Consider the following 22,708-nt stretch of genomic DNA (forward strand, 5'->3'; position numbering starts at 1 on the left):
CTGATCGATCGTTTCGACCTCCCTATGACCTCGACGAACCGGCAACTCGCTCAAGCGCTCTACGAGCAACACATTGCGCGTACTACTTTCAGCACGCTTCGGCCGGCAGGCCGGGTGCTCGACACCGCCACCGCGTACGACGTGCAGGACGAACTGGTGGCGCTGCTGCGCGATGCGCGCAAGGCGGATGTCGCCGGCTACAAGATCGGGCTCACGTCGAGCGCGATGCAGACGATGTGCGGGATCGACAAACCGGTGTTCGGCCGCATCCTGAGCGACCGCGTGCATCAAAGCGGCGTGCAGGTCGATCTGAAGCAATACGGGCACCTCGGTCTGGAATTCGAAATCGCGGTCAAGCTCGGCAGCGATCTCGTGCCCAGCGGCAAGCCGTTGTCGAGCGCGGAGATCGCCGCGTGCACGGCGGCGATCTGCCCGGCGCTCGAACTGGTCGACGACCGCCATGCGGACTACGGTGCGCTCGATGCGTGCTCGCTGATCGCCGACAACTCGTGGAATGCCGGCGTCGTGCTCGGCGACTGGCAAGCGCTGCCCGGCGACATGGCCGTGCGACAGGCGCGGGTGTTTTCGCAAGACCCGGCGGTCGAAACCGGCGCGGTCGATTATCGGCATGTGCTCGCGTCGGTCGGCTGGTTGGCGCAGGAACTGGCGTCTCGCGGCCTGCATCTGCGCGCGGGCGAGATCGTGATGACCGGCAGCGTGGTGCGCACCCGCTTTCCGGTCGCAGGCGAAATCTGGAATTACGAAGTGGACGGTCTGGGAACGATCGGTGTTAGCTGCGCGTAACCCCGCGCGCGCCGCATCGTCGCGATACCGGCTAACGGCCGCTTTCAATTTATCGAGCTTCAAGGAGGAGACGCAGTGAAACTGAATCGATTGGCCGCCGTGACGGCCCTGTGCTTCGCGGCAGCGAGCACGTCCGGCTATGCCCAGGTCAGCGTCAAGATCGGCGTGGTCGGCCCGTTGACCGGCTCCGGTGCCAGCTATGGCAAGGACATGGAAAACGGCGTGAAGATCGCGATCGAAGAAGCGAACGCGCAAAAGATCAAGCTCGGCGGCAAGGTCGTGCAATTCGCGCCCGAGTACATGGACGACCAGGGCGACCCGCGCACCGGCGTGCAGGTCGCGCAACGGCTGGTCGACGAGAACGTGAGCGCGGTGATCGGCCACGTCAATTCCGGCACCACCATTCCGGCCTCGAAGATCTATGCGAGCGCCGGCATTCCGATGATCACCCCCGCCGCGTCGAATTCGATCATCACGAAGCAGGGTTTCAACACCGTGTTCAGCGTCGTGCCGACCGACGCGCAAACCGCCGGCAGCGCCGGCACCTACGCGGTGAACTCGCTGAAGGCCAAGCGGATCGCGATCATGGACGATCAGACCGCGTTCGGTCAGGGCGCCGCCGAGGAGTTTCGCAAGGCCGTGCTCGCCGCGCACGGGACCATCGTCGATCAGCAGTACACGAGCGACAAAGCGATGGACTTCAGCGCGCAGCTCACCCACATCAAGAGCGCGAATGCCGACCTGCTGTTCTTCTCCGGACTCGGTCCGCAGATCGCCGGCATCGCGAAGAAGATGAAGCTGCTCGGCATGAACACGCGTCTGATGGGCGGCGGCGGCACCGTCTCCGAGGATTTCATCCAGATCGCGGGCCCGAGCGCCGAGGGCGTGGAAGGTCTCGACTACGGCTTGCCGGTGGCGCGGATGCCGCGCGGACCGGAGTTCGAGAACCGCTACAAGAAGGCTTTCAATACCAACATGCAGGTCTACGCGCCGCTCGGCTACGACGCGACCTGGGCGGTGATCAAGGCGATGCAGGAAGCCAACTCGTCGAAGCCGTCCGACTATCTGCCGAAACTGCGCGCGGTGAAGTACCAGGGCGTGTCCGGGCCGATCGAGTTCGACAGCACCGGCGCGTTGAAGGCCGCGGCGACCACCATCTATCAGGTGCGCGGCGGCAAATGGGAAATCCAGCAGACGGTCGTATCGCAATGAAGGCGGCCGGGCGCTTTTAGGCGTGACTGAGGCGTGACTTAGGCGTGACTTCCGCGTGACGCGCCGCAAGCGTCATGCACACGCGTCACGCGCGGCACGAGCTGCCCGGCTAACCATCTCGATAGATGGCCCACATCCTTCACTCCACCGCGCTGCGCTACTTCGTCGAAGTAGCCAATACCGGCTCGATTGCCGAAGCGTCGCTACGGCTGCACGTTGCGTCGTCGGCGATCAGCCGTCAGATCGCCAAACTCGAATACGAGGTGCACGCGCAGCTGTTCGACCGGCAGTCTCGCGGGATGACGTTGAGCAGCGCGGGCGAGGCGCTGCTTGCCTATGCGCGTCGCAGTCTGCTCGAAGCGGAACAGATCGTGCACGATATCGACGGCGCGCAGAGTTCGCTCGCCAGCGTCGTGAAGCTCGCGTGCTCGGAAGGCTTTGCAAGCGAGTTTCTGCCTTCACTGATTCATCGCTTCAGGCAGATCGATCCGCGCGTGCACTTCGAGTTGTCGGTGACGCGTCCCGCGGATGCGACCCAGCTCGTGCGGACCGGCGACGCCGATCTTGCGCTCACGTTCAGCCTCACGGTTCAGACCGCCGTGAAGATCATCCATGCGTGCCGGGCGCCGGTGTTCGCGCTGATGAATCGCGATCATCCGCTCGCGAAACGCCGGCAACTGTCGCTCGCGGAAATCGCCGAACACCCGCTGCTGCTATCGGAGCCGGGGACGACGATTCGCACGCTTATCGATGTCGCGGCGGGCGCGGAAGGCATCGCGCTGACGCCCGTGTTCGTGACCAACAATAGCCAGGCGCTGTACCGCTACGCGCAGTTGTCCGGCGCGATTACTTTCTCCGGTGCGCTGACGGTGCGCGGCAAGCAGCCCGATGACGCGCTCGTCGCGGTGCCGTTGAAGGGGAAAGTGCAGCAGCGCCGCATCGAAGTGCAAACGATGAGCGGGCGCACGCTGCCAAACGCGGTCCGCGAGTTCGCCGACTTTCTGGTGGCCGAACTCAGGCGCGTGCCGGGTATTGCCCGCGACACACGCCCCGGCGCCGCGAAACACCCCGGAACCTGAACGCGATCGCGACACGGCGCGACGCTGCGGCATGAAGGCCGCTTGCTCAAACGATCCGGTAGAACGACTGCGCGGTCGCGCCGAAAACGCGCGCGTGGTCCGCTTCAGGCACGAGTTCACGCGCGACCCGAAACCAGTCCGGATAGCGGCCATTGCGTTCGAGGATCGGCCAGTCGCTCGCCCACATCAGCCGCCCGGCACCGAATGCGCTCATCAATACGTCGACATACGGCGCGAAGGTCGCGGCGTTCCAATTGGGCGCCGCGCGCGTCGGCAACGCGGAGAGTTTGCAGAACACGTTCGGATGACGCGCAAGCTCGGTCATGCCAGCCTGCCACGCGTTGAAACTGGCGTCGCCCGCATGCCAGTCGCGCACCTCCGGTTTGCCGCAATGATTGATCGCGATCCGCAGCGACGGATGCCGTTCGACGAGTTCGATTAACGCGCGCAGATGGCGCGGCTGGATCAGCGCATCGAAGCTCAGGTCGCGCTGCGCGAGCGCGACGAAGGCGTCGTTCAACTCGGCGCGCAGCATCCAGTTGTCGTCGGCGATGTCCTGGATCATCGGCCGCACGCCGCGAAAGCGTGGATGCTTCGCGAGGCGGTCGAGTTGCTGCGGCGCGTCGCCGGCCGACAAATCCACCCACCCGACCACCGCGCCCAACCACGGATGCTGGTCTGCGAGCGACAACAGAAAGTCCGTTTCCGCGACAGCCGGCGCCGCCTGGATCAACACCGCGCGCTCGATGCCGTGCGCGTCCAGTATCGGCTTGAAATCCGCCGGCTCGTAATCGCGGTATAGAAAACCGGTGTCGGGCGTCAACCAGCCGTAGTCGTTTCGCGCGATACGCCATAGATGGTGGTGTGCGTCGATCAGCATCGCTATTCCTCAATGCCCCGGGGGCGGCTAGTCGAGCGCCGCGTCGCGCGTTTCGCGCAGCAGCGCCATGCCGAGCAGACCGAGCGCGCAGGCCCCGATGATGTAGAACGCCGGCGACAGCGGATTGCCGGTCACCCGCAGCAGCCAGGTGACGACGAATTGCGTGCTGCCGCCGAAGATCGTCGCGGCGATCGCATAGCTGATCGATAGACCGGTGCTGCGCAGCGCTCTCGGAAACGTCTCGGGAATGATCGTGATGACGGCCGCCGCGTGCGAACCGGTCAGCAACGCGAGCAGCGCCGGCACCGCGAACAGCGTCGTCAGCGAATGCCAGCTGTTCAGTACCACGAAGGCCGGATACGCGACCACCAGCAGCAACGCGCACGGCACGATCATCACCACCTTGCGGCCGAAGCGATCCGCGAGCATGCCGCCCGTCAGCGCCGCGACGACCATGCACGCGCCGACCATCATCGTGACGGCAATCGACATCGTCATCGGAAAGTGCAGCAGCGTCAGCGCGTAGCTGGTCATGTAGTTGTTCACATAGACCGTTACGGTGCTCGGAATGATGATCAGCGTGGCGAGCGTCACGCACTTCAGATAGCGTCCCTGCATCGATGCGGTCGCCGCCGCGAAGCTGGGCGCGTTGTCCGCGGACGGCGCTGTCTCGTGCATATTGCGGCGCAGGATCAGCGCGACCGGAATCACCGCGAGTCCGAGCACGAACGGAATCCGCCAGCCCCAGGCCTGCATGCTTTCGGCGGACAACGATGCGGACGCGACCACCCCGATCGTGCCGGCGACCAGCACGGCCAGACCCTGACTGACCACCTGCCAGCTCGCGTAACGCGCGCGCTTTCCCGCGGGCGCGCTTTCGACCAGAAACGACGTGGTAGGCCCGGCCTCGCCGCCCCACGCGAAACCCTGAATGAGCCGCGCGAGCACGATCAGGCTCGGCGCGGCCACACCGATCGATGCATACGGCGGCGCGAACGCGATGATCGCCATCCCCACCGCCATCAGCGCGAGCGTGAGCAGCATCGCCGGCTTGCGGCCGGCCCGGTCCGCATAGCGGCCGATCACGATCCCGCCGAGCGGCCGCGCCAGAAAACCCACGCCGAATGCCGCGACCGACAGCAGTAACGCGCCCAACGCACTATCGGACGGAAAGAACGCTTTACCGATGATCGCCGCGAAGAACGCGTAGACGGTGAAGTCGTAGAACTCGAGCGCGTTGCCGATCACGGCCGCGACCACTGCGCCCCGCGATGCCTGCTGTTTGCTGCCCGCGATGTCGCGGCTCGCCGTCATTGTCTGCATGAGAATCCCGTTGTCGTTCGACTCCCAATCCGCGCAACCTGGCTCAGCAAAGAGACAGTGCAGGAGTTCGGCCGATTTTAGGAAGCCAATTCTCACGTGGCAATTGCCGAGTTTGGCCGGATGCATTGCCGATTCGGCAATGCGCGATAGCGGGATGCCGCAGTCCGAGGTCGAACGGCAGACGTCGGATGCTCCTCATGAAACCACGCGCGAAGCGGCGATCGCTCCGCACCGGTTCACGCCAATTCAAACCAGTTCGTGCGGCCGGACACGGCGAGGCGCCGCAGCTTTTAACTGACTCGCGCGCCGAGCGCCGCGCCCGACTTGGCCGACCGCTTACGGCGACGGACCAGCGCGACCGGCGCGCGCGGAATATCGAGCCACCGGTGCGCGGCGACCCGCACCGCGCGATCGAACGATTCGTCCTCCACCGTGCAATGCTCGTCGACGGTGATCTGCCAGCCGGTGCGCGTGCGCGTGCAACTCACCCGGCCGTCCTCCATCAGATCGGCGTACCAGCGCCACACGCGCGCGTCATCGAGGTTCGCGCGCACCGCCGCGCGCAGACGCGCGAGTTCCAGTTCGTGCATCAGCATGTTCATCAAGTCTCCCCTGTCGTATTGCGCCGACGCCCGGCGCATGCACGCGAATCCGCGCGACTTTTCTTCTTCACCAGCCGAACTTCGCTTCCACGCCGAGATAGTCGGCATTGCGCGCGCCGAGCGCGCGCAGCGAATCGCCGACCTCGAAATGCACCGCTTCGAGCGCGAGCGCGACGTTGTCGCTCACCGCCCAGTCGGCGCGTAGCTGCGCATACATGCCGGTCCAGCGGCTGCCCTTGCCCGCGGTGCCCGGCACGACCGCCATCCCCTGTCCATAGACCGCGTCCGCGGTCGTGTCGCGCCACTGGAAACCGAGCGCGGTGAGCAGCGTCACTTTGGGCGTGACCTTGAAGGTCAGCGACGGCTTCACATGGATCAGGTTGGTGTAGCCCGTATAGCCGGCCAGCGTGAAGTAATAGCCGTTCGGAAACAGCGGATTGAAAGTCTGCAAGCGGCCGTCGCCGGGGTGCCGGTCGCCCGATGCGCCGTCGACCTGCAAGCCGATGCGCGGCGTGCCGGGCAACGACGCGAACGTATAGCCGCCGAGCGCGCCGAACGCCCACGCGTTCACCGAAGACGCGCCGATACTGCCGGTCTGCAACATGCCTTCGACGTCCCAGTCGAACGGCGCCTGCTTGCCCGCGTAGCGCGCGTCGAATACGTCGCGCCGCTCGTTGCCGCCGGCATCGAGAAAGCGCGCGTTATCGCGCTGGTAGCGCGACCAGTACGCGGACAGATCGCCCGGCCCGGTGTTCGCGCGCTCGACGCGCACGCCGCTGAACGTCTGATGGCCGTTCGATACGTCGTCGAAGACTTCGGCGTCGCGGTTCTGCACCGGCTGCGTCAGGTAGCCGATGAAGCGCCATTTGCCGGTCTCGTAGTCGGCCCATAGCGCGTCGAACCCCTGGCGCACGTTCGGGCCGTCGCGCACCGATACGAAGCGTTGCAGGTCGAACGCCATCTGCTGACGGCCGACGCGCGCCTTGAAGGTGCCGCCGCCGACGCCGTAGACGAACGCGACGAACGCCTGTTCGAGATCGAGCGGGTTTTTGTCGACCGGCGTGACGGAGTCCTTACCGAACGGCCGCGCGTCTTCGAGTTGCACGAAGGCCTGCACGTGCTCGCCGAAGCGCGCATCGGCATGGACCTCGGCGCGCTGGATCAGCCAGCTGTCCGCCTGCGCTGCGCCCAGGCCAAAGAGCGGCGTATTGTTCAGCTCGAAGCGCTCGCGCAGGTTCGCGCCGAGCGACAGATACCAGCTCGGGTCGCTCGATAACGGCAGGTACTTCAGCGAATCGAGCGGCTTGCGCGGCACGCACGGATTGGCGAGCACGCCCCAGTTTTCCTGCCAGCGGTTAAAGCCCGGTACGGGGCGCTTCACGTTGCAGGCGGCGTCATCCGCGCTCTCCGCGAATGCCGCCCCCGCATGAATCGCGACGAGCGCGGCAAGCGCCACGCGCGCGTACTTCGTTCGGCGCCCCAACGCGCCAGCGATGCAATTACGCATGCCGTTTACTTCGCGCGCTGATGCAGTTCCGCGACGTAGCCGCCCGGAAACTCGACCATCGCGGTGCGGCCTTCGACGTTCGGCGCCGCTGCGACCAGCACCTTCACACCGGTCGTCTGCGCCTTCGCGAGCGTCGCGTCGAGATCGGCCACGTCGTAGCCGGTGGTCTCGCGGCCATACGGGTAAGGCAGCTTGCCGTCCGTCACGAACACCAGCATGTTGCCGAAGCCCGACTGGATCCGCACGCGGCGGATCGCTTCACCTGTCTTGCCGATTTCCGCGCCGTCCGCATGGCGGCTATCGGACACCACCTTGCCGTGCGAGAAGCGCACGAAGCGTTTGATGAAATTGCCCGCCTCGTACTTCGACACGTACACGCGGTTGTCCGGCACCCGTTCGAGCGGCGCATACGACGGCGCTTTGGTGTGCCAATAAAGCTGCATCGTCAGACCGCCCGGCCACTGGATGATCGCGTCCTTGCCGATCGGGTCGTCGAACGGTTCGACCAGCACGTCGGCGCCGGCCGCGCGCGCGGCGCGCACCGCCTTGTCGATATCGGTCACCAGATAGCCGGTGCGCTCGTTGCCGAACGGGTACGGCACCGGCGTCTCGAACGCGAACACCGACAGCATCCCGACCGGCGTCTGCACGTATTGCGACGCGGTCCTGCTCGGCGTCGGCGTGACCGTGAACACCGCGCGCGGCGACGCCTTGCCGCCGAAGGTCGCGACGAAGCTGTTCACGAACGCGTCGATATCGTTGCCCGACACGTAGACGTGCGTGGTGTCGTATTGCGCGCCGACGGACACGTTCGGCGCCTCCACCGGTTGCGGCGTGTACGAGTACGCGGAGTTGTCCGCGAAGGCGGCGGTGGCCGGCAGCGCTAGCGCAACGGCGACGCTCGCCGCGAGCAGCGAACGGCTAAAAGTAGAGAAGTTCAATGCAGACTCCTTGAGGATCCCCAACGATCCAGAGAAAGAAAAAGAGGTGTTATGCGCGCGATGCGCGCCAGGTCAGCACACCGAGCAGAGCAAGCGGCACCGTCAACGCCCAGAACGAAGCGCTCAGCCAGCCGAGCGCGCCGCCGCCCGCGCCGAGCGCGAACGCGAGCACCGGCGGCAGCGTGCGCACCAGCCGCGCGCCGGCCTCGTGGCGGTCCGTGTGTGCGGTGCCGGGCGCGAGCAGATCGAACGCATCGATCACGGCCTGGGTCACGTTGCCGGTCATCACCGTATTGGCTGCCACGCCGCGCGTCGCGAGCCGCGCGTGCGCGTTCTGCACGCCCATGCCGGCCGCGCCGAGCAGCCCGCATACGATAGTGGCCGGCGCGTTCGGATTGGTGATCGGCAGCGCGGCGACGCCGGCCAGCATGAACGCGACCAGCAACGCGATCTGCAACACGTAGAGGCCGACCGCGCGGGTCCCCTCCGGCCGGCCGCGCAACATGTCGTCGAGCAGCCGCGCGACGACGATGCCGATCACGAACGCCGGGAACGCGAGCAGCTTGATCGATAGCCCGCTGCCCGCGCCCGCGAGCCCCGAGCCGATCAGGATGAAGTTGCCGGTCACGTGCGCGGTGAACAGCCCGTACAGCGCGACGAAGCCGAGCGTATCGACGTAGCCGGCGACGAACGCCAGCAGGCCGTTCTCGCCGAGCAGCGAGTCGAGCACGCGGCCGGCCAGGCTCGTACGCGGGTTCAGTGCTGGTTGTTGCATGGCGCGTCGCTCGTGACTGAGGCGGTCTGCGTGGCGGCGGGCGCGTGCTGCACGTTTGAGGTCTGCGCGTGCGGCGCGCGCAATTGCGCCTGCACGAACGGAATCGCGTGCTCGCCGATCACGATCCCGAGCAGACCGGCCAGCGCAACGAGCGGCGGCGCCGGCGACTGCACGCGCGAGAAGTAATACAGCAGGCCGACCACCAGGCCGGCGCCCAACGAAATCAGATAAGACATGTTGCTTTCTCCATGCGCGGCCGATCGAGCGGCGACGCGCTGTTCAAGTGACCACCGAGCACCGGCCCGCGTCACGCGCGCTCGTCCGGCCACGGCGAGCCCAAAATCTGCCCGCAGAAATTGACGCGGCGGTAATCCGGATCGAGCCGTTCGAGCACATCGGCGCTCTGCGTGCCGACCGTCGTCTGCGGCCGGAACGCGAGTCCGCGTCCGAGTGCGCCGATCAGTTCGTGCCGGTAACCGTTGCCGCGCGGGAACGCGGCAAGCAGCGTCGCGCGCTCGCGCTCCGTATACAGATGCAGGTTCGCGCCGGTCAGATCGGTGCGGACCGCGGCCGCGAGCAGATCGGCGAGCGGCGTCACGCGCGCCGGAATACCCGGCGACGTGTGCAATGCAATCGCGAGCCACGCGTCGTGCTGCAACTGCGGGTTGAGCCCGTAGTGATGCAGCAGATGCCGCGCGGCGTCCGCGCTGTCGAGTTCATAGCGCGCCGCCGAGTGCGAATACGCGGGACTCAAACCCATGTTCGCGTACATCGCGCTCACATACAGCGCATCCGTATCGCAGCTCAGGCCGCCACGGCGCGCCCGCAACATCGCCAGCACGAACACCCGGTTCGCGTGCCCGAGCAGGATCGCGGGGAGCGTCGCGCGCGCGCTTTCGACAGCGGCGGTCGCCACCGGCGTGCGCGGAATCCGCACGCCGGCAACTTCACTGAGCTTGTGCCACGACGCCGTCTGCATAGCTTCCCTTGCGCTGGTTAGTCACGTACGGATGAGGTGGCGCCCGCCGCGCTCATGCCGCCTCGCGCGAGCCGAGCGACCCGCGCGGCCACCGCACGCGATAGCGCCCCGCGCCGCCAATTGCCACGGTGCCGAACAGGATCAGCAGCATCCACGCGAACTGCCCTTGCTCGATGCTCCAGTCCGGATGGACCAGCGCAAGCGCGACCACGCAGACGACGAGAATCGGCAGCGCGGCGAGCCGCGTGAACACACCGGCGATCATCAGCAGCGGACACACGACCTCCGCGAAAATCGCGAAGCCGAGCGTGAACGCGGCGCCCAGATGCAGCGGGTCCTCGATCGCGCTCAACTGCGCATGCACATGCAGCAGCTTCGGCAAGCCGTGCACGATCAGCACGAGCAGGCTCGCGCTCACGCGCAGGAACAGCAGCGCGAAGTCGGCGGCGGTGGCGTCGATGCGTTTCATCGTGGCGCGCTCCCGTTCAGAACGCGAAGCAGCTGCAACCGAGCGCGCCCCAGAACCCGTTCGAGTCCGAGGCCGGCACGTTGCTGCGCCACGCCCAGCCGTGCGCGTGCTGATGGATCCCGCACAGGTTCAAGCACGCATCGCTGCACGACTGCGCGGGCACCGCCGCCGCGTTCAACGCCGACGCCGGCACCGGCTTGTAGCGCGCGTACCCGCCGAACTCGGCGACCGGCGACCACGTCGGACTGACCGGCAGCGCGGGCGGGCTCAGTGCATCGAACTCGGCTTCCGCATACACGATGCGTCCGCCGACCACGGTCAGCACCGAGTTCAGATGCTTGATGTCGTCTTCGTCGATCGTGAAGAAGTCGTCGCTGAGCACCGCGAAGTCCGCGAACTGGCCGGGCACCAGCGCGCCCTTCTTCGCTTCGTCGTTCGAGAACCATGCGCTGCCCACCGTATAGCGGCGCAGCGCTTCCATCCGTTCGAGCCGGTCGCGTTGCGCATACATCGGCGTGCCGCCGACCGTGCGCCCCGACACCAGCCAGTACAGCGACACGAACGGGTTGTAGCTGGCGACCCGGGTCGCGTCGGTGCCCGCGCCGACCGGCAGGCCGGCGGCCAGCATCTTGCGCACCGGCGGCGTTTGCGCGGCGGCTTCGGCGCCGTAGCGCGCGATGAAGTATTCGCCCTGATACGCCATCCGGTGCTGCACGGCGATCCCGCCGCCGAGCGCCGCGATCCGTTCGATGTTGCGATCCGAGATCGTCTCGCAGTGGTCGAAGAACCAGCGCAGCCCGTTGAACGGCGTGTCGGCGTTCACGCGCTCGAACACGTCGAGGAAGCGGCTGATCGATTCGTCGTAGGTTGCGTGCAGGCGCCACGGCCAGCGGTTTTGCACCAAGAGGCGCACCACGCCTTCCAGCTCTTTCTCCATCTCTTCGGGCAGATCGGGGCGCGGCTCCAGGAAGTCCTCGAAGTCGGCCGCCGAAAACACCAGCATCTCGCCCGCGCCGTTGACCTTCAGGAAGTCGTCGCCGTCGCCGGGACGGGTCGCCTTCACCCACCTCGCGAAGTCCTCGATCTCGCGCTTCGCGTTCTGCGTGAACAGGTTGTACGCGATGCGGATCGTCAGCTGCTCGCGGCGCGCGAGTTCCATGATCACCGCGTAGTCGTCCGGGTACGCCTGGTAGCCGCCGCCCGCGTCGATCGCGCTGGTCACCCCTAACCGGTTCAGCTCGCGCATGAACTGGCGCGACGAATTCATCTGGTCGTCGAGCGGCAGCTTCGGGCCCTTCGCGAGCGTTGCATACAGCAGCCCGGCGTTCGGCCGCGCGATCAGCATGCCGGTCGGATTGCCGCGCCGGTCGCGCTGGATTTCGCCTCCCGGCGGATTGGGCGTGTCGCGCGTATAGCCGACCGCGCGCAGCGCCGCCGCGTTCAGCAGCGCGCTGTCATACAGGTGCAGGATGAACACCGGCGTATCCGGTGCGATCGCATTGATTTCTTCGAGCGTGGGACCGCGCTTCTCGACGAACTGGAATTCGTTCCAGCCGCCGACCACCCGCACCCATTGCGGCGCCGGCGTGCGCGCGACCTGCTCGCGCAGCATCCGCAGCGCGTCGTGCAGCGACGGCACGCCGTCCCAGCGCAATTCCATATTGAAGTTCAGGCCGCCGCGGATCACATGCAGGTGCGAGTCGTTCAGCCCCGGGATCACGGTGCGGCCATTCAGGTCGATGCGACGCGCGTCGTCGCGCGCCCATTGCATCACGTCGCGCTCGTTGCCGGACGCGACGATCTTGCCGTCGGCCACCGCGAGCGCCGTTACGAACGAGCGGCGCTCGTCCTGGGTCGCGATCTTGCCGTTATAGATCACCAGGTCGGCGATACGCTGAGGTTGATCGGATGCGCTCATCGACGCTCTCCTGTGTCTGTGAATCGATTGATTAGTAGGGCGAAGCGCGCGCGGCACGGGTAGCGTGCCGCGCGCCGGATCATGCGGGTATTAGCCCGCCTCGCTCGCGTGTTCGCCGAGGATCTGCTTCGCGTAGCGCACGCCGATGCCGTACGCGCTATGCGCCTTGAAGATGTCCATGCAGCCGTCGTAGGTCTCGCCGCGCGCCCAGTCGCGTTGCAGTTCGCACATGAACTGCAGCGAGTTCATCGGCACCGCGCCGGCCTGCACGATGCGCTGTACCGCGCGCTCGTGCGCCTCTTCGGTGATGTCGCCGCACGCGTCGGTCGGCACGTAGATTTCGAAGCCTTCGGCCAGCATCTGGATGGTCGGGAACGTCACGCACACTTCGGTCCACAGACCGGCGATCACGATCTTCTTGCGGCCGGTCGCCTTGATCGCCTCGCGAAAGCCCGCGTCTTCCCACGAGTTCATCGACGTGCGGTCGATCGGTTTGATCTCCGGAAACACCGACTGCACTTCCGGCAGCAGGTGGCCGCTGAACGAATCGGCGGCGATGGTCGTGAGGATGGTCGGCACCTTGAAGAGCTTCGCGGCCTTCGCGAGGATCTGCACGTTGTGCAGAACCGTGGTGCGCTCGTGCGAGTGCGTGCCGAAGAACATCTGCGGCTGGTGGTCGATCAGCGCGAGCGCGCAGGTGTCGGGAGTCAGCAGTTCAAAAGCCATTAACGGCTCCAGTTGAATGAGTGAACGGATAAAAGATCGTTGCAGCAGGGAATTCATCGCGACTTTCCAAACAGGCTTCGCGAAGGCGCTCACTTTAGGGAGCCGGCGCCTGAAAGTCCTTTGGAAAGCCTGAAGTTTTCTGATGAAGTTCTGACATGCCCGGCGTCGCGTGACGCGGGATTGAATTCGTGCCGCGACGGCGGCGCGAATTCAGGGCAACGGTGCTGCGAAGAAACTCGCTTGCCGGCGGCGACGCCAGAAGCGTCGGTATCAGGTGTTAGCCCTTCAGGAACGCGAGCAGATCCGCGTTGACCTTATCGACGTGCGTGCTGCACATACCGTGCGGCGCGCCCGCGTAGACCTTCAGCGTCGCGTTCCTGACGATCTTCGCGGACAGCTTCGCGGAGTTGTCGATCGGCACGATCTGGTCGTCGTCGCCGTGCAGGATCAGCGTCGGCACGCTGATCTTTTTCAGGTCTTCGGTGTAGTCGACTTCCGAGAACTGCTTGATGCACTCGTACTGGCCTTTGATCGAACCGGCCATCCCCTGGCGCCAGAAGTCCTGCACGAGGCCTTGCGAGACCTTCGCGTCCGGGCGGTTGAAGCCGTAGAACGGCGTCGCGAGATCGAGGTAGAACTGCGAGCGGTTCGCGGCGACGCCGTCGCGGATGCCGTCGAACACCGACATCGGCACACCGGTCGGGTTGCCGGCCGTCTTCAGCATCAGCGGCGGCACCGCGCCGATCAGCACTGCCTTGGCGACGCGCTTCTCGCCATGACGGCCGATGTAATGCGCGACTTCACCGCCGCCGGTCGAATGGCCGACCAGCATCGCGCCCTTCACGTCGAGCGCGTCGAGCACCGCGGCGAGGTCGTCCGCGTAGGTGTCCATGTCGTTGCCCGCGGACGGCTGGCCCGAGCGGCCGTGGCCGCGGCGGTCGTGTGCGATCACCCGGTAGCCCTGATTGACGAGGAACAGCATCTGCGCGTCCCACGCGTCGGCCGACAGCGGCCAGCCGTGCGAGAACACCACCGGCGTGCCGGTGCCCCAGTCCTTGTAATAGATCTGCGTGCCGTCTTTCGCGCTCACATAACCGCCGCCGTTATGGTGGCCGGTACCGTGCGCCTTCGCGTTCGCGCCGGCCGTGGTGGCTGCGCCGGCCGGCAGGCTCGACATCGCCGCCACCGCGCCGGCCACGCCCGCGCTGGCGGACAGGAGGCGCCGGCGCGCGGCGAAATTGGTTTGCGTCGTGGTTTGCTGCGTAGTCATGGTTCTCTCCGTCGTTGCCTCGCCGCGGTAGCGCCGCGCGAGGTCGCTGCTGATGAGCGATTAGTCTGATAGCGATGGGCGGGACGGACCGCAACGCTGCCGGCGGTCCGCCATTCGATTTCGCCCGCGCAGTCTAGCGACGGAGAAAAACCAAGTCCTTTGGGAAATCTGAATAAATCTGAAAGCGCGCTTAAATAGTTGAGCGCTGCCGCTAAGTGGCGTTGGAGGTGGCGTCGAACGCGGTGTCGCGGCTGTCGGCGGCGACGAACTCCGGCGTCGCCAGTTCGCGCCGCAACGCGGCCAGTTGCGCCGCTTCGGGCAGACGCGCGTGCTCGCCGTCGCCGGCATGCTGCGCGTCGAAGCGGGTCAACGACGCGAGCAGTTCGGCGGCCTCGCGCCGCGCGCCGTCCTGCGCCAACGACGCGGCGAGATCCAGCGCGGCGCGCAACTCGAACAGCCATGCCTGTTGCTCGCGCGCCAGTTCGAGCGCCTGCGCGAGCTTGCGATGGCCGGTGCCGAGCAGACGCGCGCGCGACGGCTCGCCGGCGGCGTACCCGCTCCGCGCGCGGGCGACGTCGATTGCACCGCTCACGCGCATCAGTTCCGCGTCGAACGCATGGTCGCCGCGCGCGTTGCCCTGGCGCTGCGCGTCTTCGATCCGCGCGAACGCTTCGTCGAGCCGCCCTTCTGCAATCAGCGCCTGCGCCAGACTCAGGATCAGCGGGATCGTCAGCCGGCGGAAGTTGCGGGCCTCCAGCCGGGCGAGACCCGCTTCGATCTGCGCGATTCCTTCGGCGCGGCGTCCCGCGGCCAGCGCCAGTCGACCGGCGAGGCAGTCGCCGTAGTCCTGCCAGCCGTCGAAGCGATTGAGCGCGGCTTGCGAGCGCAACAGGCCCAGATGACGCGCCGCGAGCTCCGACTCGCCGCAGGCCAGCGCGACCGGCACCGCGACGACCGCGAGCAGATGGCACAGCGACGGCTCCAGCAGGTCCGGGCGCACGAGGTTGATGCCGCGCTCGATCAGCGCCAGCGCGAACGCGGTTTCACCCTGCATCCACACGATGCGGGCCAGCGTGCCGGTGCCGAAGATGCGCGGGTCGATCGCCAGTTCGGTATCCGCGCGGCTTTGCGGCGCGGTCGTGTCGAGCGCCGCCAGCGTGCGCTCGAGCCGCTCGCGCGCCTGCGCGTGTTCGCCGAAACAATGCAGCGACGCCGCCAGCGTCGCGCTCGCACAGAGTTTTTGCCACGCGGAGCCGCTGCTCAGCGCGCGCGACTCGAAGCGGGTCGCGAAGCGCAGCGACGCGTGAATGTCGCCGGCGGTCATCGCCGCGTTCCACAGCCCCCACATCGCGCGGGCCTCGAAGGCCGCGTCGCCGCTCGCGACCGCGCGCGCCTGAACCCGCCGCCACAGCGCGGCGGCGTCCGCGGCGGCGCCGTCGGTCATCAGCAGCGCGGCCGCGTATGCGGAGCACACGCGCATCTCGCAGGTCGCGTCGACGCTGCCGTGCGGCAACGCATCGAGCGTTTCGAGCGCGCGTTGCGCGCGTTCGCGGCATTCGTGCACCAGCGACGCATCGAGCAGGCGGCCGACCAGCGAGCCCGCCAGCGCCACCCCGAGCGTCGCGTCGCCTTGCGCCGAAAACGCCCAGTCCCACGCGCTGCGGGCGGCGTCGAGCGGCGCGTCGGCGCCGCCCGCTTGCCCGCGGTGCGGGACCAGCGCCGAACGGTCTTCGATCTGTCGTTGCAGATAGCGCAGATGACGCTGCGCGACCCGTTGCAGCTCGCCCTCGTCGCGCAGCTTTTCCATCGCATACGCGCGGGTCGATTCGGTGAGCCGGTACAGCGCGATCGCGCCATGAAACTCGACCGTCAGCAGCGATTTCGCGGCCAGCTCGCCGAGCGCGGCGATCGTCGACGCGATCGGCACGCCCGGTTCGATCGCCACCGCGCACACCGCGTCGAACGCGAAGCTGCCGGCGAAGAACGCCAGGCTGCGAAACAGCGTCTTCGCGTTCGCATCGAGCAGCGTGTAGCTCCAGTCGAACGTGGCCCGCAAGGTCTGGTGGCGCGGCAGCGCCAGCCGCAAGCCGCCGCTCAGCAGATCGAGGCGGTCGTCCAGCCGCGCGGCGACGCCGTCGATGCCGAGCGTCGCGACCCGCGCCGCCGCCAGTTCGATCGCGAGCGGCAAGCCCTCCAGGCGCCGGCAGATTTCGCTGACCGCGCGCACGCTGGCCGCGTCCGTCGCGCAGGCCGGCGCGAGATCGCGCGCCCGCTGCAGGAACAGCTGCACCGCGCCGCGCGCGCGCATCGTTTCGAGCGGCTCGTCGGCGGCCGGCACGTCGAGCGGCTCGACCCGGTACACGGTCTCCGCGCGGATCGTCAGCGGCTCGCGGCTGGTCACGAGCACCCGCAGCCAACGCGCGTGCGCGACCAGCGCTTCGACCACTTCCGCGACCTCGCCGACCACCTGCTCGGCGTTGTCGAGCACCAGCAACACGCCATCGGGCGACATCTTCGCGAGCAGCGCGCACGGGTCCTGCATCACGTCGGCTGGGGTCGCCTGCAACGCCAGCGCGAGCGTGGCCAGCACCGACGCGCGCGAACTGGCGGACGCCAGCTCGACGAAACAGACCGTGCGCCCGAAACGCTGCTGCACGGCCTCGGCGACACACAGCGCGAGCGCGGTCTTGCCGATCCCGCCGGCGCCCACCAGCGTGACGACGGCCGACTGCGCGAGCTTGGCCACCACGTTCTCGACGTCGTGCGCGCGGCCGACCAGCACCGGCGCGCGGCCGGGCAGCCGGGTGGCGAGCGCGGCCGGCGCCGCCGCCGGCAACTGCGGCAGCAGGATATAACCGCGCCCCGACACCGTCTTGATCAGTTCGCGATCCGCCTCCAGCGCCTTGCGCAGCGCCGCGATATGCACCTGCAGGCGGTTTTCCTCGACGATCTGGTCGGGCCACACCGAGTCGATCAGCTCGTCCTTGCTCACGATCGAACCGTTGGCGCGAAACAGCACTTCCAGAATGTCGAATGCGCGCGCGCTGATGCGCAGCGGCAAGCCTTGACGCAGAATCTCACGCTGCTCGAAGTTGACGAGCAAGGCGCCAATTTTGATCATGGATGCTTCCTTGGGTCGCCGGACGGTGCGGCGCGATGACTGCGGATGCGGACGGGTCGACCGGGGCGTCGACGGGAGGATGGCCGAATTGTAAGGGTCATTTAACATTTCAGTCTTGCCTAAAAATACTCTTCGCAGCGCGGCGGTTAACAACCAATACGCAACCAACCCGCAACCCGAACGGCACGTCCCAGCCTTACGTGCGCCTTATTGCTGTGGTAACTTCCTGCGCGTCAAATTTCGGCTCACGTGCCGTCACGACCTATCGCCACGATGTCGCGACGAAGTCCGACGAAAACAGCTCGCTCACCATGCTCGACATTCAAAACCACCTTGCAGCCGCGGCGGCAACCCGCAAAGACTCGCTCGGCTGTGTCGCGAACCGGCTGCGCAAGGATCTCGAACTCGACGCGGGCGAGTTCATCGTGTATCGCAAATGCACGCTGACCGACGCGCCCAGCACGGTCGCCACCCCTGCGTCCGGGCGCGGCTTTCTGCTCGGCGTGGCGCTCGACGGCGGACACCGGCGGCAGATTTTCAACGGCAGACACGGGTCGCTGCATCGCTTCGACAAGGACGCGATCTATCTGCGCGATTTCGCCGACGACTATCGCGCCGAGATGCAAAGCGGCTTCGATTTCATGCTGGTCGAACTGTCGCGCGAGTTCGTCGCGAATGCGAGCGCCGAGCGCGGCGGCCCCGCTATCACGAGTTTCGATGTGAAGCCCGCGACCCGCGATCCGATTCTCGGCCACCTCGCGCAAGTGCTCGCGCTCACGCTCGACGCACGCCACGAAGCGAGCCCGCTGTTCGTCGAACAGGTCGGTCTCGCGATCGGCGCGCATCTGTTCGAGCATTACGGACACGCGCCGTCGCGAGCGGGCAAGACTACGCGCAGTCTGTCGCCGCAGCAGCAGGCGCGCGCGACCGAGATGCTGCTCGCCAGCATTCAGACCCGCGCGAGCATCGAAGATATCGCCCGCGAATGCCAGCTTTCGCGCGCGTATTTCATTCGCGCGTTCAAGGCGGCGATGCATCGCACGCCGTACCAGTGGCTGCTCGAACGGCGCATCGAACGGGCGCGCGATCTGCTCGGCGGCACGCAACGCCCGATCACCGATATCGCGGTCGCCTGCGGCTTTGCCGATCAGAGCCATTTCACGCGGGTGTTTTCCCAGATGGTGGGCGCGCCGCCGGCAACCTGGCGCCGCCAGGCCGCGCGTTAATACCGCCGGCGGTTCGCGCCGGAGCACTTTCCGTCAAAACAGCAGCCCGCCGACAGCGGCGACAGCGGCAACCTGCGCCCCCGGGTGCGCGGCTTGCTCGCGTGGTGGCCCGCGCCGCCGCCCGCCTCCCGCCTCCGCGTCGATCTCTATACTCCCGCCCAGTATTGACCTATACTGCCCGGCAGTATCCCCTATCGATCCCGTCATGCCTCATTCCCCCGAAGAAAAGAAGCGCGTCCTCACGCGCGTGCGCCGGGTTCGCGGTCAGCTCGACGCGCTCGAACGCGCGCTGGAAGAAGGCGCCGACTGCGCGCCGGTGCTGCAGCAACTGGCGGCGATCCGCGGGGCGATCAACGGCGTGATGGCCGGCGTGCTCGAAAGTCATCTGCGCGAAGAGTTCGCGCACCTGGCGGGAACCTCGCAGACCTCGGCCGGATCGATCGATGATGTGGTGAGCCTCGTTCGAACCTATCTGCGTTAGCCCGGTGCGGGCCCGCCCGCGCTCCGCTAGCCGAACCCACTTGTTAACAGGACTACTATGAAATCGCGTGCTGCTGTTGCGTTTGCGCCGGGCAAACCCCTCGAGATCGTCGAGATCGACGTCGAACCGCCGCGCAAGGGCGAAGTGCTGGTGAAGATCACCCACACCGGCGTGTGCCATACCGATGCGTTCACGCTGTCGGGCGACGACCCCGAAGGCCTGTTCCCGGTCGTGCTCGGCCATGAAGGCGCGGGTATCGTCGTCGAAGTGGGCGAAGGCGTGACCAGCGTGAAGCCCGGCGACCACGTCATTCCTCTCTACACCGCCGAATGCGGCGAGTGCCTGTTCTGCAAGAGCGGCAAGACCAATCTGTGCGTGTCGGTGCGCGCGACCCAGGGCAAGGGCGTGATGCCCGACGGCACCACGCGCTTCAGCTACAACGGCCAGCCGCTCTATCACTACATGGGCTGCTCGACGTTCAGCGAATACACGGTGGGGGCCGAAGTGTCGCTCGCGAAGATCAATCCGCAGGCCAATCCCGAGCAGGTGTGCCTGCTCGGTTGCGGCGTGACCACGGGTCTGGGCGCGGTGAAAAACACCGCCAAGGTGCAGGAAGGCGATACGGTCGCCGTATTCGGTCTCGGCGGCATCGGCCTCGCGGTGATCCAGGGCGCGAAGCTCGCGAAGGCGGGCCGCATCATCGCGGTCGATACCAACCCGGGCAAGTTCGATCTGGCGCGCGCGTTCGGCGCGACCGACTGCGTGAATCCGAAGGATCACGAAAAGCCGATCCAGCAGGTGATCGTCGAGATGACCACGTGGGGCGTCGACCACAGCTTCGAATGCATCGGCAACGTCAACGTGATGCGCGCGGCGCTCGAATGCGCGCACCGCGGCTGGGGTCAGTCGGTCGTGATCGGCGTGGCCGGCGCGGGTCAGGAAATCTCCACGCGGCCGTTCCAGCTGGTGACCGGGCGCCGCTGGCTCGGCACCGCGTTCGGTGGCGTGAAGGGCCGCTCGCAGTTGCCGGGCATGGTCGAAGAGGCGATGGAAGGCAAGATCCAGCTCGCGCCGTTCGTCACCCACACGAAGGCGCTCGACGGGATCAACGAAGCGTTCGACCTGATGCACGAAGGCAAGTCGATCCGCACCGTCGTGCATTACTGATCCGCTGCGTCGTTGAACCAACCGCACCGACCAGGAGGCGTTAAGACTTATGGAGCGCATTGAACGACACGTCAGCCACGGCGGCAGCCAGGAGGTGTGGAAGCACACCTCGGCGAGCGTCGGCGGCGAGATGAAATTCGGCATTTTTCTGCCCGAGGCCGCGCTGCGCGGGCAGAAATGTCCGGTGCTGTACTGGCTGTCGGGGCTCACCTGCACCGAACAGAACTTCATCACCAAGGCCGGCGCGCAGCGTTACGCGGCCGAACACGGCGTCATCGTCGTCGCGCCGGACACCAGTCCGCGCGGCAGCGAGGTCGCCGATTCGCCGGACTACGATCTGGGCCAGGGCGCGGGCTTTTATGTGAACGCGACACGCGAGCCGTGGGCGAAGCACTTCCGCATGTACGACTACGTGGTGTCCGAACTGCCGGCGCTCGTCGAAGCCAATTTCCCGGCCAGCGACGCGCGCTCGATCAGCGGTCACTCGATGGGCGGCCACGGCGCGCTGGTGATCGCGCTGCGCAATCCGGGCCGTTATCGCAGCGTGTCGGCGTTCTCGCCGATCGTCGCGCCGAGCCAGGTGCCGTGGGGCGAGAAGGCGCTCGGCGCGTATCTCGGCGACGAGCGCGACGCGTGGAAGCAATACGACGCGGTCGAACTGGTCGGCAGCGCGAGCGAGAAGCTGCCGCTGCTCGTCGAACAGGGCGGCGGCGACGAATTCCTCGCGAAGCAACTGCGGCCGGAACTGCTGCAGGACGCTTGCGCGAAGGCCGGGCATCCGTTGCAACTGAAACTGCGCGACGGCTACGACCATAGCTATTACTTCATCGCCAGCTTTATCGGCGAACACTTCGCGTTTCACGCCAAAGCGCTGGCCTGATAACGCGCGCCCGGCTTGCGCCTGTTACGGCGAGCCGGGCCCGATAATTGCAGCGCGTCGCCCACAGGAGGAGCCATGGGCGACGACAAACTACTCGATCCGGAAAGCGCGGTCAGCGATCCGGTGTCCCGGTCGTGGATCCGGCGCCTCGGCCCGGGCCTCGTCACCGGCGCGGCGGACGACGACCCTTCCGGCATCGGCACCTATTCGCAGGCGGGCGCGCAGTTCGGCTTCAACCTGCTGTGGACGCTGCTGCTGACCTATCCGCTGATGAGCGCGATCCAGCTGGTGAGCGCGCGGATCGGCCGGGTGACCGGCAAGGGTCTCGCGTCGAACATGCTCGCGCACTATCCGCGCTGGCTGCTCTACAGCGCGGTCGTGCTGCTGGTGCTCGCCAACGTCATCAATATCGCGGCCGACCTGTCGGCGATGGGCGCAGCCTTTGGCTTGCTGGTGCCCGGCCCCGAGCATTTCTACGTGGTCGTGCTCGGCGTTTTTTCCGTCGTGCTGCAGATCTTCGTCCCTTACGAACGCTATGCGCGCTTTCTGAAGTGGGCGGCGCTGGTGCTGCTCGCCTATGTCGCGGTCGCGCTGATCGTGCCGATCCAGTGGCGCGATGTCGCGCATGCGATCGTGTTTCCGCGCATCTCGCTGACTCCGGCCTATCTGACGACCGTCACCGCGGTGCTCGGCACCACCATCAGTCCGTATCTGTTCTTCTGGCAGGCGTCGCAGGAAATCGAGGAGATGCGCGCGAAGCCGGACCAGGGACCATTGCGCCGCGTGCCGCACCAGGCGCCCGCGCAGTTGCGGCGGATCAGCTTCGATACGTGGGTGGGGATGGGCGTGTCGAGCGTGATCGCGTTTTTCATCATGCTGACCGCGGGCGCGACGCTGCATCTGCATCACATCGAGGTGAAGACCTCGGCCGACGCGGCGCGCGCGCTCGAACCGTTCGCCGGGCGCTTTGCGTACGCGCTGTTCGCGGTCGGCATCATCGGCACCGGTTTGCTCGCGCTGCCGGTGCTGGCCGGCTCGGCCGCGTATGCGGCGGCGGGGAGTTTTCGCTGGCGCAATTCGCTCGCGCTGCATCTGACGCTCGCGCGCGAGTTCTATGCGGTGATCGCGCTGGCGATCGTCGGCGGCGTGGCGATCACCTTCATGCACTTCGATCCGATCCGCGCGCTGTACTGGAGCGCGGTGATCAACGGCGTGGCCGCGGTGCCGATCATGGTGATCATCATGCTGATGGCGCGCAGCCGCCGGGTAATGGGCGAGTTCGCGATCCGGGGCGCGCTCGCGTGGGGCGGGTGGGCGGCGACGGTCGCGATGACGGTTGCGGCGGTGG

21 protein-coding genes are annotated in these 22,708 nt (G+C 66.8%); 8 read left to right on the forward strand and 13 right to left on the reverse strand.

Annotation, left to right across the window (positions count from 1 at the left end):
• Positions 1-24 precede the first annotated feature (24 nt).
• The 3 genes from BTH42_RS23600 to BTH42_RS23610 all read left to right on the forward strand — a co-directional run bounded on the left by BTH42_RS23600 (position 25) and on the right by BTH42_RS23610 (position 3,095).
• On the forward strand, positions 25-804 hold the full coding sequence (locus BTH42_RS23600; protein ID WP_075303578.1) for a 2-keto-4-pentenoate hydratase: 780 nt from the start codon (positions 25-27) through the stop codon (positions 802-804).
• Between the two features lie 75 nt (positions 805-879).
• Positions 880-2,016: a branched-chain amino acid ABC transporter substrate-binding protein gene (locus BTH42_RS23605; RefSeq protein WP_075303579.1), complete on the forward strand. Its 1,137-nt coding sequence runs from the start codon at positions 880-882 to the stop codon at positions 2,014-2,016.
• A 125-nt stretch (positions 2,017-2,141) separates the two neighbouring features.
• Positions 2,142-3,095: a LysR family transcriptional regulator gene (locus BTH42_RS23610; protein ID WP_075303580.1), complete on the forward strand. Its 954-nt coding sequence runs from the start codon at positions 2,142-2,144 to the stop codon at positions 3,093-3,095.
• Between the two features lie 46 nt (positions 3,096-3,141).
• Here BTH42_RS23610 and BTH42_RS23615 read toward each other — a convergent pair whose 3' ends face one another.
• The 13 genes from BTH42_RS23615 to BTH42_RS23675 all read right to left on the reverse strand — a co-directional run bounded on the left by BTH42_RS23615 (position 3,142) and on the right by BTH42_RS23675 (position 17,606).
• Complete coding sequence (locus BTH42_RS23615) at positions 3,142-3,975, reverse strand: amidohydrolase (protein WP_075303581.1); 834 nt, start codon at positions 3,973-3,975, stop codon at positions 3,142-3,144.
• 27 nt (positions 3,976-4,002) lie between these two features.
• Positions 4,003-5,298 carry an MFS transporter gene (locus tag BTH42_RS23620; protein ID WP_218642019.1) on the reverse strand — a complete coding sequence of 432 codons (1,296 nt, stop codon included), beginning with the start codon at positions 5,296-5,298 and terminating at the stop codon, positions 4,003-4,005.
• Positions 5,299-5,588: 290 nt separating this feature from the next.
• On the reverse strand, positions 5,589-5,900 hold the full coding sequence (locus tag BTH42_RS23625) for a hypothetical protein (protein WP_075303583.1): 312 nt from the start codon (positions 5,898-5,900) through the stop codon (positions 5,589-5,591).
• A 67-nt stretch (positions 5,901-5,967) separates the two neighbouring features.
• A complete protein-coding gene (locus BTH42_RS23630) occupies positions 5,968-7,407 on the reverse strand; it encodes an alginate export family protein (RefSeq protein WP_075303584.1) in 1,440 nt (479 codons plus the stop codon).
• 5 nt (positions 7,408-7,412) lie between these two features.
• Positions 7,413-8,348, reverse strand: coding sequence for a VOC family protein (locus BTH42_RS23635; RefSeq protein WP_075303585.1), 936 nt, complete (start codon positions 8,346-8,348; stop codon positions 7,413-7,415).
• Positions 8,349-8,397: 49 nt separating this feature from the next.
• Positions 8,398-9,123, reverse strand: coding sequence for a YoaK family protein (locus BTH42_RS23640; protein ID WP_075303586.1), 726 nt, complete (start codon positions 9,121-9,123; stop codon positions 8,398-8,400).
• On the reverse strand, positions 9,105-9,359 hold the full coding sequence (locus BTH42_RS23645; protein WP_075303587.1) for a DUF1427 family protein: 255 nt from the start codon (positions 9,357-9,359) through the stop codon (positions 9,105-9,107). Before BTH42_RS23645 ends, BTH42_RS23640 begins: the two co-directional genes overlap by 19 nt.
• A gap of 71 nt (positions 9,360-9,430) precedes the next feature.
• Complete coding sequence (locus tag BTH42_RS23650) at positions 9,431-10,102, reverse strand: phosphohydrolase (RefSeq protein ID WP_075303588.1); 672 nt, start codon at positions 10,100-10,102, stop codon at positions 9,431-9,433.
• A 52-nt stretch (positions 10,103-10,154) separates the two neighbouring features.
• Complete coding sequence (locus tag BTH42_RS23655) at positions 10,155-10,571, reverse strand: DoxX family protein (RefSeq protein ID WP_075303589.1); 417 nt, start codon at positions 10,569-10,571, stop codon at positions 10,155-10,157.
• A gap of 16 nt (positions 10,572-10,587) precedes the next feature.
• Positions 10,588-12,489, reverse strand: a complete 1,902-nt coding sequence (locus BTH42_RS23660) for an amidohydrolase (protein WP_075303590.1) — start codon at positions 12,487-12,489, stop codon at positions 10,588-10,590.
• A 90-nt stretch (positions 12,490-12,579) separates the two neighbouring features.
• Positions 12,580-13,215: a hydrolase gene (locus BTH42_RS23665; RefSeq protein ID WP_075303591.1), complete on the reverse strand. Its 636-nt coding sequence runs from the start codon at positions 13,213-13,215 to the stop codon at positions 12,580-12,582.
• A 277-nt stretch (positions 13,216-13,492) separates the two neighbouring features.
• Entirely contained in the window at positions 13,493-14,485 is a 993-nt protein-coding gene (locus BTH42_RS23670; RefSeq protein WP_075303592.1) for an alpha/beta fold hydrolase, read from the reverse strand.
• A gap of 211 nt (positions 14,486-14,696) precedes the next feature.
• Positions 14,697-17,606, reverse strand: coding sequence for a winged helix-turn-helix domain-containing protein (locus BTH42_RS23675; protein WP_075303593.1), 2,910 nt, complete (start codon positions 17,604-17,606; stop codon positions 14,697-14,699).
• A gap of 311 nt (positions 17,607-17,917) precedes the next feature.
• Between BTH42_RS23675 and BTH42_RS23680 the strand changes: the two genes are divergently transcribed.
• The 5 genes from BTH42_RS23680 to BTH42_RS23700 form a co-directional block, all read left to right on the forward strand.
• Positions 17,918-18,832, forward strand: a complete 915-nt coding sequence (locus BTH42_RS23680; protein WP_075303606.1) for an AraC family transcriptional regulator — start codon at positions 17,918-17,920, stop codon at positions 18,830-18,832.
• A 205-nt stretch (positions 18,833-19,037) separates the two neighbouring features.
• A complete protein-coding gene (gene frmR, locus BTH42_RS23685; protein WP_075303594.1) occupies positions 19,038-19,313 on the forward strand; it encodes a formaldehyde-responsive transcriptional repressor FrmR in 276 nt (91 codons plus the stop codon).
• A gap of 57 nt (positions 19,314-19,370) precedes the next feature.
• Complete coding sequence (locus BTH42_RS23690; protein ID WP_075303595.1) at positions 19,371-20,480, forward strand: S-(hydroxymethyl)glutathione dehydrogenase/class III alcohol dehydrogenase; 1,110 nt, start codon at positions 19,371-19,373, stop codon at positions 20,478-20,480.
• Positions 20,481-20,529: 49 nt separating this feature from the next.
• Complete coding sequence (fghA, locus tag BTH42_RS23695; RefSeq protein ID WP_075303596.1) at positions 20,530-21,360, forward strand: S-formylglutathione hydrolase; 831 nt, start codon at positions 20,530-20,532, stop codon at positions 21,358-21,360.
• A gap of 75 nt (positions 21,361-21,435) precedes the next feature.
• Positions 21,436-22,708 (forward strand): NRAMP family divalent metal transporter (locus BTH42_RS23700; protein ID WP_075303597.1); only part of this gene is annotated, 1,273 nt, incomplete at its 3' end.

The organism is Burkholderia sp. SRS-W-2-2016 (genome assembly GCF_001931485.1).
In the GTDB taxonomy this organism is placed as follows: domain Bacteria; phylum Pseudomonadota; class Gammaproteobacteria; order Burkholderiales; family Burkholderiaceae; genus Paraburkholderia.

Bases quoted from the DNA above. Each gene is read 5' to 3' on its own strand.
- BTH42_RS23645 (WP_075303587.1), bottom strand. From the start codon at position 9,359: ATGTCTTATCTGATTTCGTTGGGCGCCGGCCTGGTGGTCGGCCTGCTG.
- BTH42_RS23660 (WP_075303590.1), bottom strand. From the start codon at position 12,489: ATGAGCGCATCCGATCAACCTCAGCGTATCGCCGACCTGGTGATCTAT.
- BTH42_RS23615 (WP_075303581.1), bottom strand. From the start codon at position 3,975: ATGCTGATCGACGCACACCACCATCTATGGCGTATCGCGCGAAACGAC.
- BTH42_RS23690 (WP_075303595.1), top strand. From the start codon at position 19,371: ATGAAATCGCGTGCTGCTGTTGCGTTTGCGCCGGGCAAACCCCTCGAG.
- fghA (WP_075303596.1), top strand. From the start codon at position 20,530: ATGGAGCGCATTGAACGACACGTCAGCCACGGCGGCAGCCAGGAGGTG.
- BTH42_RS23650 (WP_075303588.1), bottom strand. From the start codon at position 10,102: ATGCAGACGGCGTCGTGGCACAAGCTCAGTGAAGTTGCCGGCGTGCGG.
- BTH42_RS23655 (WP_075303589.1), bottom strand. From the start codon at position 10,571: ATGAAACGCATCGACGCCACCGCCGCCGACTTCGCGCTGCTGTTCCTG.
- BTH42_RS23630 (WP_075303584.1), bottom strand. From the start codon at position 7,407: ATGCGTAATTGCATCGCTGGCGCGTTGGGGCGCCGAACGAAGTACGCG.
- BTH42_RS23620 (WP_218642019.1), bottom strand. From the start codon at position 5,298: ATGCAGACAATGACGGCGAGCCGCGACATCGCGGGCAGCAAACAGCAG.
- BTH42_RS23610 (WP_075303580.1), top strand. From the start codon at position 2,142: ATGGCCCACATCCTTCACTCCACCGCGCTGCGCTACTTCGTCGAAGTA.
- BTH42_RS23680 (WP_075303606.1), top strand. From the start codon at position 17,918: ATGCTCGACATTCAAAACCACCTTGCAGCCGCGGCGGCAACCCGCAAA.
- BTH42_RS23675 (WP_075303593.1), bottom strand. From the start codon at position 17,606: ATGATCAAAATTGGCGCCTTGCTCGTCAACTTCGAGCAGCGTGAGATT.
- BTH42_RS23670 (WP_075303592.1), bottom strand. From the start codon at position 14,485: ATGACTACGCAGCAAACCACGACGCAAACCAATTTCGCCGCGCGCCGG.
- BTH42_RS23600 (WP_075303578.1), top strand. From the start codon at position 25: ATGACCTCGACGAACCGGCAACTCGCTCAAGCGCTCTACGAGCAACAC.
- BTH42_RS23640 (WP_075303586.1), bottom strand. From the start codon at position 9,123: ATGCAACAACCAGCACTGAACCCGCGTACGAGCCTGGCCGGCCGCGTG.
- BTH42_RS23665 (WP_075303591.1), bottom strand. From the start codon at position 13,215: ATGGCTTTTGAACTGCTGACTCCCGACACCTGCGCGCTCGCGCTGATC.
- frmR (WP_075303594.1), top strand. From the start codon at position 19,038: ATGCCTCATTCCCCCGAAGAAAAGAAGCGCGTCCTCACGCGCGTGCGC.
- BTH42_RS23625 (WP_075303583.1), bottom strand. From the start codon at position 5,900: ATGAACATGCTGATGCACGAACTGGAACTCGCGCGTCTGCGCGCGGCG.